Origin of the sequence: Noviherbaspirillum pedocola (assembly GCF_016632335.1) — a bacterium.
GTDB lineage: Bacteria > Pseudomonadota > Gammaproteobacteria > Burkholderiales > Burkholderiaceae_D > Noviherbaspirillum_A > Noviherbaspirillum_A pedocola.
In genome coordinates this window covers 305,302-319,542 of sequence record NZ_JAEPBG010000006.1, presented here as the reverse complement: position 1 = coordinate 319,542, position 14,241 = coordinate 305,302, and the positions used below count along the sequence as shown (strand labels likewise).

Sequence of the window (14,241 nt, the reverse complement as noted above, 5' to 3'; positions counted from 1 at the left end):
TGGATGAACCGATTCCGCCGCGTTCTGATTCGTTGGGAAAAGCTGGCGAAAACCTATCTTGCGTTTCTTCATTTGGCGTGCGCTGTTATTACCTGGCGTGCAATTGGCCTACTGGAATAGGCTCTTAATGCTCAGGGAGCGCTAAATGGGAATGGCATTCTGCCGCGCTTGCGGCCATCAGGTTCATGAATCCGCGATCAGCTGCCCTCAGTGCGGTGCGCTGCAGAACCCGGCTCCCGCAAAAAGTCAGACGGTTGCGGTTTTGCTCGCAGCCTTTCTCGGCGGGATAGGCATACATCGGTTCTACCTCGGCAAGACGATTAGCGGCGTGCTTTACCTGCTATTTTGCTGGACTGGCTTGCCTTCACTGATCGCCCTCATCGAAACATTGGTCTACGCATTCATGGCACCCAGTGCGTGGGCGGTGAAATACAACCAAGGACGAGTAACCGAGCCCGTGCCTAAACCGCTGCTGGTTCTGATTACGGTAATTCCTGCTGTAATCTTGATTGGCATCGTAGCGGCCATTGTTGTTCCCGCCGTGAAGAGCAAGCCGGCCGAAACCGCTGTCGCTCCCATTTACAGCAAGGATGCGTCCACGTATCGGCCGACGATTTCCGACATGATCGGTGGCCGCAAAAGCCAAGCGAAGGTAATCGCCGCTGGTCAGGACATAGGTATCCTGATGACAGCTATGAAGATGTACGAAATGGACAACGGGCGGTATCCGACAACAGACCAGGGTTTGGTTGCGCTGGTCCGCCGTCCGGAGACGGGTCCGATACCGACAAACTGGAAGGAGGGGGGATATATCGAAAGCCTCCCGCTCGACCCGTGGGGCACGCCTTATCAGTATTTGTCTCCCGGTATACATGGGGAGATCGACATCTTCTCGTTAGGCGCTGATGGGCAGCCCGGTGGCGCAGGCTTTGACGCCGATATTGGATCCTGGCAGGATCAGTAGAAGCGTGGCTCCTACTTCCGGCCCCGGTATCACCGTACCAACATAGCGTAGGGGTCTTTTTGAATACTGGAGCAGACACTTCCCCCGATGCTGAGCGCAATCGCCTGAAGGACCAGACAAGCGCGGTGCTTCTCGCGGCTCTGCTTGGCGACTTTGGCTTGCATCGTTTCTACCTTGGCCAGCCGGTTGCCGGCGTGCTGTACCTGCTGTTCTGCTGGACCGGCGTGCCGGGCGTTCTGGCGTCGCTGGAGTCTTTCCACTTCGCGTTCATGAGCCCCGAGGACTGGGCCAATCGATACAACGCTGGCCAGCGTGGGAAACCCGTGCCTCGCTGGTTACCGATCGTCTTGATCGTGCTGCCAATGCTGCTCCTAGCAGCTATCGTGGTGGCTATCTCTGCCGGATATGACTTCTGACTATCATCGCCACATCGCTGAAGCGACCATATTCCAGCATCTGCGACGAGGCTACATGAGAGCGTTTCCTCACGACCGCGCTCAGGATTGTGTCAACCAGGTCAGGCATGTCAGCCAAGTCAACCATGTCAGGCATGTCATGGCTTGGTTCTCCGGAAACATTTTCGTGTGACTGCAGCGGCAAAAGGTGTATTCTTGTTGAGCCGCTACGCGGCAGGTTGACTCTTCCTCGCAAATTCCAATCCGCTGATCCCTGCGCTTGGCATGGATGAGCGCGATGCTCAATTCCTTGTATTGCCGGACCCCGGCAATTCCTGTCACTTCCGGCGACTGCCGGAAACGCCACAAGGAGAAATCGATGAGCAATTCCCATTCAGTGCACGAGGCCGCGCCATGAAGCTCGCTGACGCGCGCCACAGCGCCCTCTATCAAAGCCGCACAATCGCGATGCAGTCCGACGACACGATAGACGCTGCGCTGCGGGCTGACCGCGCCGCAGCCAAAATCATGGCGAAGGATCTGCAGGTGCATCCTGGCGAACTGGTCGGCGTGCGCCTGAACCTGAACGTGTTCAAGAGCCGTGGTGTGCTGGTGCAGACCATCCATGCCGGCAATCGCAGCGACGGCTACCGCAACAACCGTGGCTTCTTCAATGGCAGCGTGCTCGCGTACCGCAAGCATGTCACCCTGCGAGGCGCGTTCTTCAATGTCAGCCAGAGCGGCCGCCACAAGATCGCTTCCGGCCTCGACTCGAAACACCCGATGGCGTCTGTCGACGGTGTGCTACACGAAGCCGAGCATCCGGAATTTTCCGGCATCGAGATCAGCTTCAACCCGCATCGCGTCCACCTGTTCACCGACCGTGATTTCCGGCCGATCCGGTACGCGGAAGAGGCCACGATCTACGGACATCGCATCTACGTGCGCGGTGAGATTGAGTACTACACCGAGGGCACCGCCCCGCAGAAAATCGGCGACGCCGACAGCGCGGTGCAGTTCCAGCCGGCCTCCGGCGCGGTGACGTCGATCGCAGCCGGCCAGCAAGCCGCGTTTGATCTGGCCAGCCTTCTGGACTGAGTTCATCCCACGCCACACACATGCGGTTCTCCCGAGAGCCGCCAATGCCCCTAACGGGCATTGCCCTGCACCGCAGCGCAATGCTCCACACGAGTTCCTCCTTTTTTCAACGCCGCACCGCGGCAACGACTAGGAGAAGCAGATGTACAAAATCATTTTCGAAAACGGTACCGAGCGGATCAAATCGACGTTGGGCGACGTGCTTGCTGCACTCAACCGGCGCGATGAATGGGGCACGCTGGCCAAGAAAGGTGAAGTGAAGGTGTTGCACCATAACCAGCCGATGACGGTGCGCCGCAACAGCTATGGCGCAATCGGTATCGAGCAGCCCGGAAGTGCGAAAACCATCATGGAAGCGATGATGCGCGAAGTCGAGCTTTTCTATGTCAAGCCCGGCGACGTGGTCTATAGCCCGCACGAGATGACGCGCAGCAGCTGGGAGGCTGTTGTTGCGATCGGCAGCGCGGCTTACAACGTTTTCCCGTGCTTCACGGTGGATCAGCGTAGCGAGCGCATCGAGTACGAGGTCAACGGCCAGCCCCGCGAGGCGCGTGTCGAAGGCTACTGCAACGCACTGTTCTTCCAACGCTTCGGCTGGGGTCACAACGGGCCGTCATACGATGGCGCCGGCGACACCAACTGCCGCCATGAGATCCATGTTGCCTACGCTCTGGCGGCCGGCAAGCACGTTCCCGAATGGATCCTTGGTGACTATCGCGACAGCGACAACGACAAGCGTGGCGGCTATGGCGTCGGTGACTGGTTCGGCGTCCTGCTGCGCGTGCCTCACCTGCGCGGACAGATGCCGGTGGATAAGCTGCGGCAACTCTGCGCGGTCCTGCACTGCGAGAAGATCGAACTGAACCAGCAGAACGCGGATGGATTCCTTCGGCTCATGCAGCAACTGCCGGATGCGGACCCGAACTACGTGGTGATGGACGACTTTCTCTACGCGCACGGCATCCTGAAGGCAAAGCAGGTTCCTGCGATGCCGGCAGCCGAAGCCGACCCGGAGCTTCCGGCACTTGCCAAGGCGCTGCATACGGCCCTGGTGGATGCACGCAGGAAGATGACGGTCGATCGCGTTCAGGGCGAGCTTGCCAAGGGTCAGATGACCCGCCGTCACGCCGAGTATGAGCTGGCAATGGCAGAGGCGAGCAGCGGTCCGCGGGCGTTCGATTACCCGCGGCGCCTGGCTGATGCGGTGGAAAAGCGGGAAATCGGCATGCTGCTGGAACTGTTCGATACGCCGGACGACCGCAATCAGACAACCAAGCGCGTGCTACATCGCGAAGTTGGCCTGAAGACGCTGGGGCTCAAGGCCGCGCAACGCAAGGAGGCGATTTTCCTGTTCTGCGGCTTCAACAAGGAAAGCCGCGAGGCGTATGAAACCGAGCGCAAAGCGGTCGCTGAGGATACCCGTGCCAAGCGGGAAGCCGAGGAGATCGTCAAGCAGGTGGAATCGGTCGAATGCCGTCGTGGTACCCGTGGGGAAATCGTCACCGTGCGCAAGTACATCGACGATCTGATCAGCGAAGGCTATACGCAAATCGTGGAGAGCAAGCAGGGTAGTGCGGCCAAGTACTGGCTGCGCAACCCTAGCTCCAATTTCGGCTATCCGTTGCGGGTCAAGCATGGCGCCCTTGCCTATGCCCGGCTGGCGATCGCGCAGCTCGGCAATCAGCAAAACGTCGCCTGAAACGCCGTCCCGTAGCAGCATCGCGGGACGTTTTCTTCCAAGTAGTACGGATGCCCTTCGGGGCATTCGAACGCCGCCTACCGTGGCCGCGTCCGAATGCCTTCAATGACGCCTTTACCACGCCGCGCTGCGGCACGACCAAGGAGAACGTCATGAGCACCCAAGAGCAAGCAGCATCTTCCACCACAAGCCAGTCCGAAGGCTGCAACGATGCCGGCTACCTCGCCTGGCGCACCCAACTCGAAGCAGGCCGGTTGTACGAGAAGGGCGCTTCGCTGCGCGAAGTCGGCGAATTTCTCGGCACCGGCCGCGCCGGCGCGTTCCTGACGCTGAGCCGCCTCGGTTTGATCGGAGACTGCATAACCAGCCGGATCGCGGAGGACGCCCAATGAAAGCCCTGTACCGCTACATGCAACTTGAAGCAACCGGCACGCCGGCACGCGCCAACGTCGATGGCGTCTCGCGTCGCGGTTGGATCGTCGACGGCGAGACTTTCGTCTACTACGGCGGGCGCAAGCAGCAATGCCTGCCGCTGGCCGAGGTGACGGAATTGCGTATCGTCGATCCCGCTGACGAGCAGCAGGACCGCGATAAGCTGCACGCCGTGATTCGGTTCAAGCGCGCCATTCAGTTTCCGCGCTTCTCGATGCGAGAAGGGGAACGCTGGGGCTTCGTGTTGTTCCGAAAAACGCTCACCAACCTCAAGGCGATCGAAGCAGGGGAGCGCTTCGACTTTGCCGGCGGGCAGTGCCTGGCCGACGACGTGGAGCTCATCTACGTCGGCCCGGGAAACATCGAATACAGCCGCGCCTGCGGCTACGTTCGCTAGACCGCAACCGCGCCATCGTGGCGCCGACCATGCCTCCCAGAGGCATTTCCATGCAGCGCATGGGAATGCTTCGCCAGCGCCTCCTTTTCCCAACGCCGCATCGCGGCACCATTGAAGGAGTGCACCATGAACAAAGCAACCGAAGTGAAAACCCTGCAGATCCATGCCGTCGCAGTCGTGCCGCGGGAGGACCTCGACGAGGACGATCGAGAAATTCCCGGGACGTATGAAGTTACTGTCCAAAGGGACGTTTCGGACGGCCTTGCCGCATGGGCAGCGCTGGAAGCTTTTCACGAGAAAAACGGCGTCGAGGTGCTGGAGGACTTCGAGTTTCACGTTTTCGATCCGGTCCGGCAGATTTACCTCGACCAGGAAGAGCCAACAGATGCGGAGGGCGACTCGTTGCGTTATTCGTATGAAGGAAAGCTGTCCGACGAGCTGCCGACGATGCGGATGCGCCTGACGCTTGACGTGAGCTACTACGTCAACGGCACTAATCCGAAGCGCTTGGCCGAAATGCTCGAGCGGCTAGCCGCCCAAGGAATCGAAAACGGCATGCTTACGGGATCGAGCTCGGCGCAGGTGGCCGAATACTCGATGCAGGTCCAGGAAGTCGCCAACGAGCCGCAAGTACTGTCACCGCATCCGGCCGCCGAATCCGGGTCTGATTACGTGCTGAAGCCGGAGGCGAAGTCCTGCTGGATTTCCGTGGACTCCGCAGCCGTGCATGTGGTGCGCACCGATGAAGGCGTGATCGTCGATATCCATGCCGAAGGTTCGGCAAATGGCGCCATCGCCGGATCCGGCGCGACCTACAGCGAGATCGAGGACGAACTTCTCGAAGCCGAGGGCATTACGCTCGAAGACGTCGAAATGCAATACGCGTATGACTGGCCGCATGGTCCGGCTTTTTTCAGCCTGCCGTCCGCCGATCGCGCTTGCCATATCCGGGCTGCGGCGCAGCGTAACCGCGCCGGCGTCGACGCCTTCGTACGCTCGCAGCGCGAAGAGTCAGGCCAGTCGCAACCGGCATAGCGCCCCCGCAAGCCACTTTCCATAACCATGAGGACCGCTTAGGCGGTCCTCCCTTTTCGCCAGAAGAAGGTAGGGACCTGCTGCGTGCACATGCGTTAAGCATTGAGCAATATCGCCTCGGGCCGCTCGGAGCACTTATAGAATTTGCTGAATGGCTTTGGCGGCTACAAAAACCGCTCGCGGAATTGCCTCGCAAGAGAGTTCGGATCATGCAAGACGACAACCTGTACCGTCTCCTGGAACTTGCCTATCCCGATCTGAAGTTCGAACGTCATGCCTATATGCATGACGGCGAGGAACGCTGCGCGATTTTTCTCATACACCGGGATAAGGCTATCCTTGACCCGACATCATTCGGGCCGGACGTTCCTCCCTTTTTCGGTTTGAAGGAACTGCATGCGCGCATGCTGCGTCGGCGTAACCTGCATTACGAGCGTACGCAGGTCCACGGCATCGCGGATATGTTGGCGATCCAAGCTCAGATCCTGCGCCCGGTCGCCGTCGATCCCACTCTCCTGCAGAAGAACCCCAAGGACTTCCTGCTTGACCTCGGGCTTGAAGAAATCGAGCGCGACGGCAAGACCACTTACCGGATCGACGATCCTGCAACAGGCCATTATTTGCTCGTTTCCGATAGCAAACTCACGGGTGTACCGCAAACCTTTGCCGACATTGCGATATGCCGCTTCAACCAGGATGGCGAGCAGCTGGGCAACGCAATCGACATCAATGGCAGAGCATTAGACGCAAACACCTGAACAGCCCCGGACGCTCAGCGCCACATGCCTTTTTCGATCTATGGCGGTTGCGGCTGTCTTAATGGTTTGACGCACCGTCTTTCTGACGAATCCCCCAATCAAGCTTCGTCTCCAAACGACCGCGCAAGGATTGCGACGCACTTTGCTATGCGTTGAGTGGTCAAGACGCATTTCGGAGTTGCGCTCCGAAATGCTTCCCGCATGCTTTTCCCAACGCCGAAACACGGCATTCCGAGGTCAACATGGACACCAACCAACTCCAGCAGCTTCTTTCCGCTGCCTATCCCAATATGACGTTCGAGCAGCTCGCCTACACGCACCAAGGGGCCGAGCGCGTCGCTCTCCTGCTGCAGAAAAACGGCATGGCCATCCACGACCCGACCGTTTCCGAATGCGGCCGCTTCGGCGCCGAGCCGTATTTCTATGGTATGACCGAGAACCATGCGCGAATGCTGCGCCGGCACAACCTGCATTACGAGCGCACGCAGGTGCAGTGCTTCGAAGACCTGCAAGCCATCAAGGCGAGCGTCTTGCGCGCGGTTGCAAGCGACCCTGATCGCTTGCATCAGGACCCGAAGGAATTTCTGCTCGATCTCGGGTTCGAGGAATACAACAGCGGCGGCGTGATGGTCTACCGCATCGACGACCCCTCCACCGGCCAGCAGCTGCTGGTGTTCGACAACGAAGGCGACGGCATTCCGGCCACATTTGCCGATATCGAGATGGCCCGATACGGCGCTGACGAATCGCTGCTGGGGCCAGCCATCGATATCCACGGCAAGCTGGTCTACCCGGATCTCTGACACACCGAGATTGCAAACACCTTGGCCGCTTCACGCGGCCTTTTCTTTTCGAGATCGCCATGACAAATAACCAACCCGTTTGCGCAACACTCTACCGCGCCGTGCTTGAGGCCGGCCCTTTCAACTTCGACGGCTACGACACTACGGACAGTGGCGCGCGCTGCGCTCAACAGCGCCTTGGCCGAACATGCGCGCCAGTGCGGCCTTGCGCCCGACTGGCACAAGGACCTCGATATCGCCTGCTACGGTATTGCACCGGGATGCGGCTACCGCGACCGCGAGTATGTGGCCTCTACCTGCGCAAGTGCCGCAACCGAGCCGGACATGCCGCTGTATCAGCGGGAGTTTCCGGGCTTCGGCGACCTTGGCGTGTCCCTGCCCGAAGGCTTTGAGGACGCTTCCTGGCACAACGACGCCTGCCCGTCCTTCGACAAGCTCCTGCCAAACGGCCAGTACTTGCGGATCTGGATTGATTTCAAGGAAGCGGCCGATCGCGAGTTCTCTGAACGAATGCGGTTCTCGCTGGGCCTCTACGATCACGAAATAAGCCATCTGCGTGATCTTCTCGATTCAGAGGATTTCGTCGAAATCTGCCGCGCCATCGAAGCATTCAAGCCGCAAGTGACGCCATTCCAAATGATCCGTGACGCGGCGCACATGACGCGCGATCAGCAGAACGATTGGTACGAGGAGAATGTCGGATACCGGCCCGACGATGGCGAGCACATAGAAGACGACGAGCTGACGCTGCAGGTCGCAGAGATGATGTTCTACCATGCCAAAGAGAGTTTGGAAGCCGGATGGGCAGCCGTGGATGCGCATGCACTGCTTGTCTTCATTTGCGCCGACGACGTGGCGAACAACCGCAGTAGCCAGCAACACAACGCATAAACGCTTCGGCGTATGTTGCCTTGCGTAAAGGCCGCCTTCCGGGCGGCTTTTTTTTCGTCCATATCCCGGGCAAAGCCAATCGATCCGTCTGCTCGGAAACAAAATTCGCCGGGTTCCAGCTTCTTGACTATCGGCTGGATGAGGCCATAATAGGTTTATGAACTTTATGTAATTTAGTTAGTTCAGATACAGGAGATAGCTATGGATACCCAGCAAGACAACAACCGGCCCGTGCTTATGGTGTTAGAGCGGAGCCTTGCTGAGTCTAAATCTCGCGCCCATTCTGAACGCAAATTGCAACTTATCTCAGCTTCAGATGTTGAGGCCGACGAGCGTCACGAGGCAATCGCAGTCGATGCGCAGTCCGCGGAGTCCCTTGCCGTTGGCGAGTATGTAGTCCTGGTCCCGGTGGCACAGACGCGCGAAAAGCCGGATAAAAAGATCGGCTTGCTCTACAGGAACGTCGCGGATCGTCTATTTGCAGAGCTTTCCGTGCTCCTTCAGGACCCCCAGAAAAGGGAAGAGATCGAGCGTGCGGGACTTGATTTGGCCGCAGATGTGGTGTTCGGCAGTCTTGTAGCACCGCTCAGGATGTACTCGTATGCGCCGTCTGCTGCGGAGTCCGTGCAGGCGCAAAGCAAGGAAGAGGAGTTTCCTAGCCATCAAATGCGCGAGAGCCTGTCGCGTGGCCGCCAGTACGTTGAAAGACAGATGGCGGATGCAGCCGAAAATCTGAGCCTTTCGGAAGCGGCGAACGTCAGTGGCATGAGTGAGCAGGCAGTCAACGATGCGCGCAAGAGCGCTCGCCTGTATGCGTTGCTCGAGCCGTCGCGACAGCGCGGTCACCGTTACCCGCGATGGCAGTTGGACGTGCCGACTACGCGGTTGGCGCGCGTGCTGGCGCCATTCAAGGAGCGGTATCAGGACTGTTGGGCAATCCATGCGTTCATGACGCAGCCGAACTACAGGCTTGACGGGCTTGCGCCCAAGGAAGTCATTGCCGACCCGGGCGTGGATATCGAAAAGGTGGTGCGTGCGGCCAGCGCTTACATCTCCACGATGCTCGGAGAGGAAGGATGACCTGTCCGCAGCCGCCCTCAAACTTCGACAGTATTCCGCTGCCGGTAAAGAAGGTGGATGCGGGAAGCATCTTGTTGCGCTCGCACCGTAGCGATAAGGACCCGATCTACTTCAACCGGCCTCCCGCCGGAGTGGATGACGTTCGTTATCGTTTTGATGCGCCGGCTGGGGAGTTCGGCGTCTTGTACTGCGCGGAGGAATTTGCCGTGTGTTTCGCCGAAACGGTGTTGCGCGATTTGCCCTCGCGGATACCCGGGAACGAGGATGTATGCCTCCCGCAGGCCGCGATCACTTCGCGCTCCGTGGCGCGACTTGAAGTGGTGCAGGAGCTCAGGCTTGTCGATTTTGTCGAGGGATTGGTCCAGTGCCGTGCCGACAACTCCATTACGACGGCCTACCCGTATGACGTCCCTAACCTGTGGAGCCTTGCTGTCCACTCTCACAAGGACGGCGTCGACGGCATCTACTACCGATCGCGGTTCACCGGCCACCCGGCAATCGCCTTGTTCGATCGCGCCGCGCCGAAGATCCTCAAACGCGCCAGCACGCCAATGGCGCGATGGAATGAGCTTGCAATGACGCTGAGCCGGTACCGTATTACCGTCACACCACCTGGTCCCAGCGCTTTCTAACGGGCTGCACTGCCGGCCTTTGGCATTAGCCAAACAGCCTAGAGGATTACTGGCGCACGCCGGGGTTTGCCTTGATGCGCGCAGGCAGAGGTGGCCTGTGCATTCGCGCGAAGCGCAGGCCCACCGCGCGTCTCGTTCGCGCCGCTGCCACACGATCTTCTTCCGACTGCACATCAGGTACGCATCGCCATGCAGGCCGCTTCACGCAGGCCTCATCATTTCTTTAAGCCAACGAATCGTTCCGCTTTTTCCGACGCATTGGAATGCCACATCGATCCATCGGCAAACATAATTGCCGAGTGGAAATCCAAGTAATTAAACAAGGACCAGATGTGACGAACGCCACCGACAAAGCACTGCCCGCTCAGCCGAACAAGGCGGTGATGGAGTACCTCGCTTTCCGGCTCGGCAAAGAGGAATACGGCATCGATATCCTGAAGGTGCAGGAAATCAGGGGCTTTGAGGCTGTCACCCGCATCGCCAGCGCGCCGGCGCACATCTTGGGCGTGATGAACCTGCGCGGCGTGATCGTGCCGATTGTCGACCTGCGCATCAAGCTCAAAATCGGCACGCCGGTCTACAACAATTTCACCGTCGTCATCATCCTGTCCATCAATGGCCGCGTGACCGGCATCGTCGTCGATAGCGTGTCGGATGTCACCACGCTCGCCCCGGAACAGATCAAGCCGGCTCCCGACATGGGCTCGGCCATCGACACCGAATACCTGATCGGCCTGGGCGCCATCGCCGAGCGCCTGCTGATCTTGATCGACATCGACGCCATGGTATCGGCCGCCGACTTCGGCCTCATCGACTAAGCCCGCCCCACACCGTTTCATCTCGACCCTCCAAGGACTCCTGCAATGAAAGTGCTTTCCAACGTAAAAATCAGCACCCGGTTGATCTTTGGCTTCGGCATCGTCCTGCTGCTGGCCATCGTCGCTGTCCTGGTCGGCATCGCACAGCTCAAGACTGTGGCGGATGCAACGCGCCAGATGATGGAAAAGCCAATCGCCAAGGAGCGGCTTGCCGCCGACATGTACCGCAATACCTTCGGCTCGGTGCGCCGCACGAACGCGATCATCAAGAGCAGCGACCTGTCGCTGGCGCAGTACTTCGCCAAGGATGCCGCCGAGGTCACCCGCAGCAACGACGAGATTCAAAAGAAGCTGGAGGCCGTGCTGATCTCGCCACAGGAAAAGGCGGTCTACGCCCACATCCTGGAGCTGCGCAAAGAATATTTGAAGTCCCGCAACGATGCCATCAAACTCAAGAACGACGGCGATATCGAGGGCTCGAACCGGATTCTGGAAGAGCGCTACGTTCCGTCTTCGACGAAATACGAGGAGGGCTTGCGCGAAATGGTGCAGTACCAGCGCAAGGAGATGGACCAGTACGCACAGCAGATCAACGAGGCATACCAGACCGGCCTTAAGTTGCTGGTTGGCTTGACGATTCTTCTGGCCGCATTCGCCATCGTGTGCGCCGCGCTGATTACCCGCAGCATCACCCGCTCATTGCACATCGCCGTGGCCGTCACCGGCAGCATCGCCGACGGCGACCTGACCACGCGCATCGACGACCGTGGCCGCGATGAAGTCGCACGGCTCATGGGCGGCTTGCGCGCAATGAACGCCGGCCTCTTGCGCGTTGTCTCCGGCGTGCAGGCCAGCGCGCGCGAAGTGGCGAACCGTTCCAGCGAGATCGCCCAAGGCAACCTCAATCTGTCCTCGCGTACCGAAGAACAGGCGGCCTCGCTCGAAGAGACCGCATCCTCGATGGAGGAACTCACCTCCACGGTTCGACAGACCGCCGACAACGCCCGGCAAGCAAATACGCTGGCTGTGTCGGCATCGGATGTGGCAGTCAAGGGCGGCAAGGTGGTGTCCGAAGTCGTCACCACGATGAACTCCATCAACCATTCTGCCCGCAAGATCGCCGATATCATCGGCGTCATCGACGGCATTGCCTTCCAGACGAATATCCTTGCGTTGAACGCAGCAGTGGAAGCGGCGCGCGCCGGCGAGCAGGGCCGCGGCTTCGCCGTGGTTGCCACCGAGGTGCGCACTCTCGCGCAACGCAGTGCCGCAGCCGCCAAGGAAATCAAGGAGCTGATCAACACCTCGGTAGAGAAGGTCGACGCCGGCAGCAAGCTGGTCAACCAGGCCGGCACGACGATGGACGAAATCGTCGAGAGCGTGAAGCGGGTCACCGACATCATGGCCGAGATCATGGCCGCTACGCAGGAGCAGAGCGCCGGCATCGATCAGGTCAATACCGTCATCGGACAGATGGACCAAGTCACGCAGCAGAACGCCGCGCTGGTCGAAGAGGCGGCTGCGGCCGCCGAGAGCCTGCAGGCCCAAGCAGCGCACCTGGCCAACGAAGTGGGCTTCTTCAAAACGCCCGATGGAGCCTGAGCGACAGCCGCGCCGGTAGTGCTGTAACGGGAACGGCGGAGCCTGTCGGTTCCGCCGTTTGCATTTCAAAAGCGCCGCGCAAGTACCGCCGCTTTTACAGCGCGTTTCGCCAGCCGCAGCAACTGAACCGCGGAATACAATTTCCTTCGTGAAACTGCGAGGAAAGCGATGACGCATCAGAACCAACCCGCCCTACATCCGCTCCCGGCGCCGCCCAGCGATGTCACTACCGGCGAATGGCGCAGCGATGGCGAATATCTGTACAACAGCGCCGGCGTGCAGATCGGCGTGCTGTTCGGTGACGCGACGATTCGCAGCGCGAATGCACGCCGCCTTACCGCCTGCATTCGCGCCATGCGCGGCATCACCACCGAAAACATCGAAGTGGCCATGGACTCGGGCGCCAACAGCCTGGTCGGCGAACTGGTCAACAATCACCTGAAAAACCAGCAGACCATCGCGCATCTGCAGGACGAGCTCGCGATGCACCGGCGGGAGATCGAGCAGCAGCGCGAGCTACTGCGCAACCTGCATGCGTATGAACTGCAGCGGGAAGTGCTGTCCCGCTCGCCGGGCGCGCAGCTCTACGGCGCGCTCTGCAAGCGCCTGGGCATCGGTGGCAAGAACGCCTGCCCGCCGAAGGATACCGGCGCGCAGGATCCTGCGCCGCCAGCCGCAGGCTGATCGAGGACTCGCCATGCGATCCATGCTTGCGTTCGGCGTGCTGGCGACGGTCCTTTTCTTTGCGTACGAGATCGGGCCGGACCTGGTGCGCTGGATCGCCACCGGACAGCCGCCGCAGTCGGCCGTGGGCGCGCTCCGGTCGTAGGCGAATGAAGAACAGGTGCGGCTTGGCACCATGCCGCGTTGCGTAGAAAACGGAGCAGTCGGCCAGTCGGGTTTTACGGGATATTTTCTTGAAATCAACGGTGGAGTGGACTATGCTCGAATCGTCGCCACGCGGCAGAATCACCTGTCTGACCTCCACACACCGGCTCGCCCATGCGCGACTGCATCAGCGAGCCCCCCGCTCGGTTTCTTTTCCTGCCGGTCCCGGCAGAAATCGAATCCGGTCGATTGCGCAGCCTGCGCGTTGACCCTTTCCCAATCGTTGCCGATGCCCGCCATGTGCGGCACTCCCGGCACCAGAAAGGAGCACCGGTCATGAAACCCACCGAACAAAAGCCGACGATGTTCATCGTCTTCACCGAGCAGGGCAGCCGGAATGTCGCCAGAAGCTGTCTGCTGATTGTGCGCACCGAACTGGCCAGCATGGAAGAGACCACCCGCGCATTGTCTGCCGCGCTCACCGAATGGATTGCCAGCACCGAAGAGGGCCGCGCGCTGTGGCAGGAATGCGGCGGCGCGATCTTCATCTCCGACCTGGCTGCAACGGACGTGTTTGACGATGCCCTGCTGCGCGCCTGCATGCGCAATCACGGCATCGACTTCGAAGCCTGCCACGGTACCTACGACGAGCCGAACATCGCGATCGATCGCGTGCTGGTGGACCCCGAGAAGGTCCAACTGCCAGCGCCTACCATGCCGGCGCGTCTTCGCCAGGCCACCGCGGCGCGCGTGAATCTTCCATGGACCGACGCGGACGCCTTTGCCGTACCTGCATAACGCGGAGGAAC

At 60.0% G+C, this 14,241-nt stretch carries 17 protein-coding genes and 2 pseudogenes; all 19 read left to right on the top strand.

Annotated elements, in window-relative coordinates; all coding sequences use genetic code 11:
• Positions 1 to 120: pseudogene (locus JJB74_RS16505) on the top strand (IS5/IS1182 family transposase); the annotation flags it as partial.
• A 25-nt stretch (positions 121 to 145) separates the two neighbouring features.
• Positions 146 to 373: pseudogene (locus tag JJB74_RS33310) on the top strand (NINE protein); the annotation flags it as partial.
• Between the two features lie 51 nt (positions 374 to 424).
• The gene (gene gspG / locus JJB74_RS34185; RefSeq protein WP_407672360.1) at positions 425 to 964 is read left to right on the top strand and encodes a type II secretion system major pseudopilin GspG; all 540 of its coding nucleotides are present in this window, start codon (positions 425 to 427) and stop codon (positions 962 to 964) included.
• A 59-nt stretch (positions 965 to 1,023) separates the two neighbouring features.
• On the top strand, positions 1,024 to 1,380 hold the full coding sequence (locus JJB74_RS16495; RefSeq protein ID WP_234484221.1) for a TM2 domain-containing protein: 357 nt from the start codon (positions 1,024 to 1,026) through the stop codon (positions 1,378 to 1,380).
• Between the two features lie 264 nt (positions 1,381 to 1,644).
• Entirely contained in the window at positions 1,645 to 2,457 is an 813-nt protein-coding gene (locus tag JJB74_RS16490) for a hypothetical protein (RefSeq protein ID WP_200593442.1), read from the top strand.
• 142 nt (positions 2,458 to 2,599) lie between these two features.
• The gene (locus JJB74_RS16485; protein ID WP_200593440.1) at positions 2,600 to 4,156 is read left to right on the top strand and encodes a hypothetical protein; all 1,557 of its coding nucleotides are present in this window, start codon (positions 2,600 to 2,602) and stop codon (positions 4,154 to 4,156) included.
• A gap of 152 nt (positions 4,157 to 4,308) precedes the next feature.
• Positions 4,309 to 4,548, top strand: a complete 240-nt coding sequence (locus JJB74_RS16480) for a hypothetical protein (protein ID WP_200593438.1) — start codon at positions 4,309 to 4,311, stop codon at positions 4,546 to 4,548.
• Positions 4,545 to 4,985, top strand: coding sequence for a hypothetical protein (locus JJB74_RS33300; protein WP_234484220.1), 441 nt, complete (start codon positions 4,545 to 4,547; stop codon positions 4,983 to 4,985). The genes JJB74_RS16480 and JJB74_RS33300 overlap by 4 nt, the downstream gene beginning before the upstream one ends.
• A 126-nt stretch (positions 4,986 to 5,111) precedes the next feature.
• Positions 5,112 to 6,020 (top strand): hypothetical protein, encoded by a 909-nt coding sequence (locus JJB74_RS16470; RefSeq protein WP_200593436.1) that lies wholly within the window; start codon positions 5,112 to 5,114, stop codon positions 6,018 to 6,020.
• Positions 6,021 to 6,229: 209 nt separating this feature from the next.
• Entirely contained in the window at positions 6,230 to 6,778 is a 549-nt protein-coding gene (locus JJB74_RS16465; RefSeq protein ID WP_200593434.1) for a hypothetical protein, read from the top strand.
• Between the two features lie 242 nt (positions 6,779 to 7,020).
• Positions 7,021 to 7,581: a hypothetical protein gene (locus tag JJB74_RS16460; protein WP_200593432.1), complete on the top strand. Its 561-nt coding sequence runs from the start codon at positions 7,021 to 7,023 to the stop codon at positions 7,579 to 7,581.
• Positions 7,582 to 7,758: 177 nt separating this feature from the next.
• Positions 7,759 to 8,472, top strand: a complete 714-nt coding sequence (locus JJB74_RS16455) for a hypothetical protein (RefSeq protein WP_234484219.1) — start codon at positions 7,759 to 7,761, stop codon at positions 8,470 to 8,472.
• A gap of 201 nt (positions 8,473 to 8,673) precedes the next feature.
• On the top strand, positions 8,674 to 9,552 hold the full coding sequence (locus JJB74_RS16450; RefSeq protein WP_200593428.1) for a hypothetical protein: 879 nt from the start codon (positions 8,674 to 8,676) through the stop codon (positions 9,550 to 9,552).
• Positions 9,549 to 10,184, top strand: a complete 636-nt coding sequence (locus JJB74_RS16445; RefSeq protein WP_200593426.1) for an RES family NAD+ phosphorylase — start codon at positions 9,549 to 9,551, stop codon at positions 10,182 to 10,184. The genes JJB74_RS16450 and JJB74_RS16445 overlap by 4 nt, the downstream gene beginning before the upstream one ends.
• Before the next feature lie 383 nt (positions 10,185 to 10,567).
• The gene (locus JJB74_RS16440; RefSeq protein ID WP_200593483.1) at positions 10,568 to 11,002 is read left to right on the top strand and encodes a chemotaxis protein CheW; all 435 of its coding nucleotides are present in this window, start codon (positions 10,568 to 10,570) and stop codon (positions 11,000 to 11,002) included.
• A 45-nt stretch (positions 11,003 to 11,047) separates the two neighbouring features.
• Entirely contained in the window at positions 11,048 to 12,604 is a 1,557-nt protein-coding gene (locus JJB74_RS16435) for a methyl-accepting chemotaxis protein (RefSeq protein WP_200593424.1), read from the top strand.
• Between the two features lie 168 nt (positions 12,605 to 12,772).
• The gene (locus tag JJB74_RS16430) at positions 12,773 to 13,288 is read left to right on the top strand and encodes a hypothetical protein (protein ID WP_200593422.1); all 516 of its coding nucleotides are present in this window, start codon (positions 12,773 to 12,775) and stop codon (positions 13,286 to 13,288) included.
• Between the two features lie 13 nt (positions 13,289 to 13,301).
• The gene (locus tag JJB74_RS33680) at positions 13,302 to 13,433 is read left to right on the top strand and encodes a hypothetical protein (protein WP_267913161.1); all 132 of its coding nucleotides are present in this window, start codon (positions 13,302 to 13,304) and stop codon (positions 13,431 to 13,433) included.
• Between the two features lie 335 nt (positions 13,434 to 13,768).
• Positions 13,769 to 14,230, top strand: a complete 462-nt coding sequence (locus tag JJB74_RS16425) for a hypothetical protein (RefSeq protein ID WP_200593420.1) — start codon at positions 13,769 to 13,771, stop codon at positions 14,228 to 14,230.
• Positions 14,231 to 14,241: the final 11 nt, after the last annotated feature.

Coding starts and splice junctions, on each gene's coding strand:
- JJB74_RS16450 (WP_200593428.1), top strand. CDS start 8,674: ATGGATACCCAGCAAGACAACAACCGGCCCGTGCTTATGGTGTTAGAG.
- JJB74_RS16470 (WP_200593436.1), top strand. CDS start 5,112: ATGAACAAAGCAACCGAAGTGAAAACCCTGCAGATCCATGCCGTCGCA.
- JJB74_RS16490 (WP_200593442.1), top strand. CDS start 1,645: ATGGATGAGCGCGATGCTCAATTCCTTGTATTGCCGGACCCCGGCAAT.
- JJB74_RS16435 (WP_200593424.1), top strand. CDS start 11,048: ATGAAAGTGCTTTCCAACGTAAAAATCAGCACCCGGTTGATCTTTGGC.
- JJB74_RS16480 (WP_200593438.1), top strand. CDS start 4,309: ATGAGCACCCAAGAGCAAGCAGCATCTTCCACCACAAGCCAGTCCGAA.
- JJB74_RS16485 (WP_200593440.1), top strand. CDS start 2,600: ATGTACAAAATCATTTTCGAAAACGGTACCGAGCGGATCAAATCGACG.
- JJB74_RS16460 (WP_200593432.1), top strand. CDS start 7,021: ATGGACACCAACCAACTCCAGCAGCTTCTTTCCGCTGCCTATCCCAAT.
- JJB74_RS16440 (WP_200593483.1), top strand. CDS start 10,568: ATGGAGTACCTCGCTTTCCGGCTCGGCAAAGAGGAATACGGCATCGAT.
- JJB74_RS16465 (WP_200593434.1), top strand. CDS start 6,230: ATGCAAGACGACAACCTGTACCGTCTCCTGGAACTTGCCTATCCCGAT.
- JJB74_RS16425 (WP_200593420.1), top strand. CDS start 13,769: ATGAAACCCACCGAACAAAAGCCGACGATGTTCATCGTCTTCACCGAG.
- JJB74_RS33680 (WP_267913161.1), top strand. CDS start 13,302: ATGCGATCCATGCTTGCGTTCGGCGTGCTGGCGACGGTCCTTTTCTTT.
- JJB74_RS16430 (WP_200593422.1), top strand. CDS start 12,773: ATGACGCATCAGAACCAACCCGCCCTACATCCGCTCCCGGCGCCGCCC.
- JJB74_RS16445 (WP_200593426.1), top strand. CDS start 9,549: ATGACCTGTCCGCAGCCGCCCTCAAACTTCGACAGTATTCCGCTGCCG.
- JJB74_RS33300 (WP_234484220.1), top strand. CDS start 4,545: ATGAAAGCCCTGTACCGCTACATGCAACTTGAAGCAACCGGCACGCCG.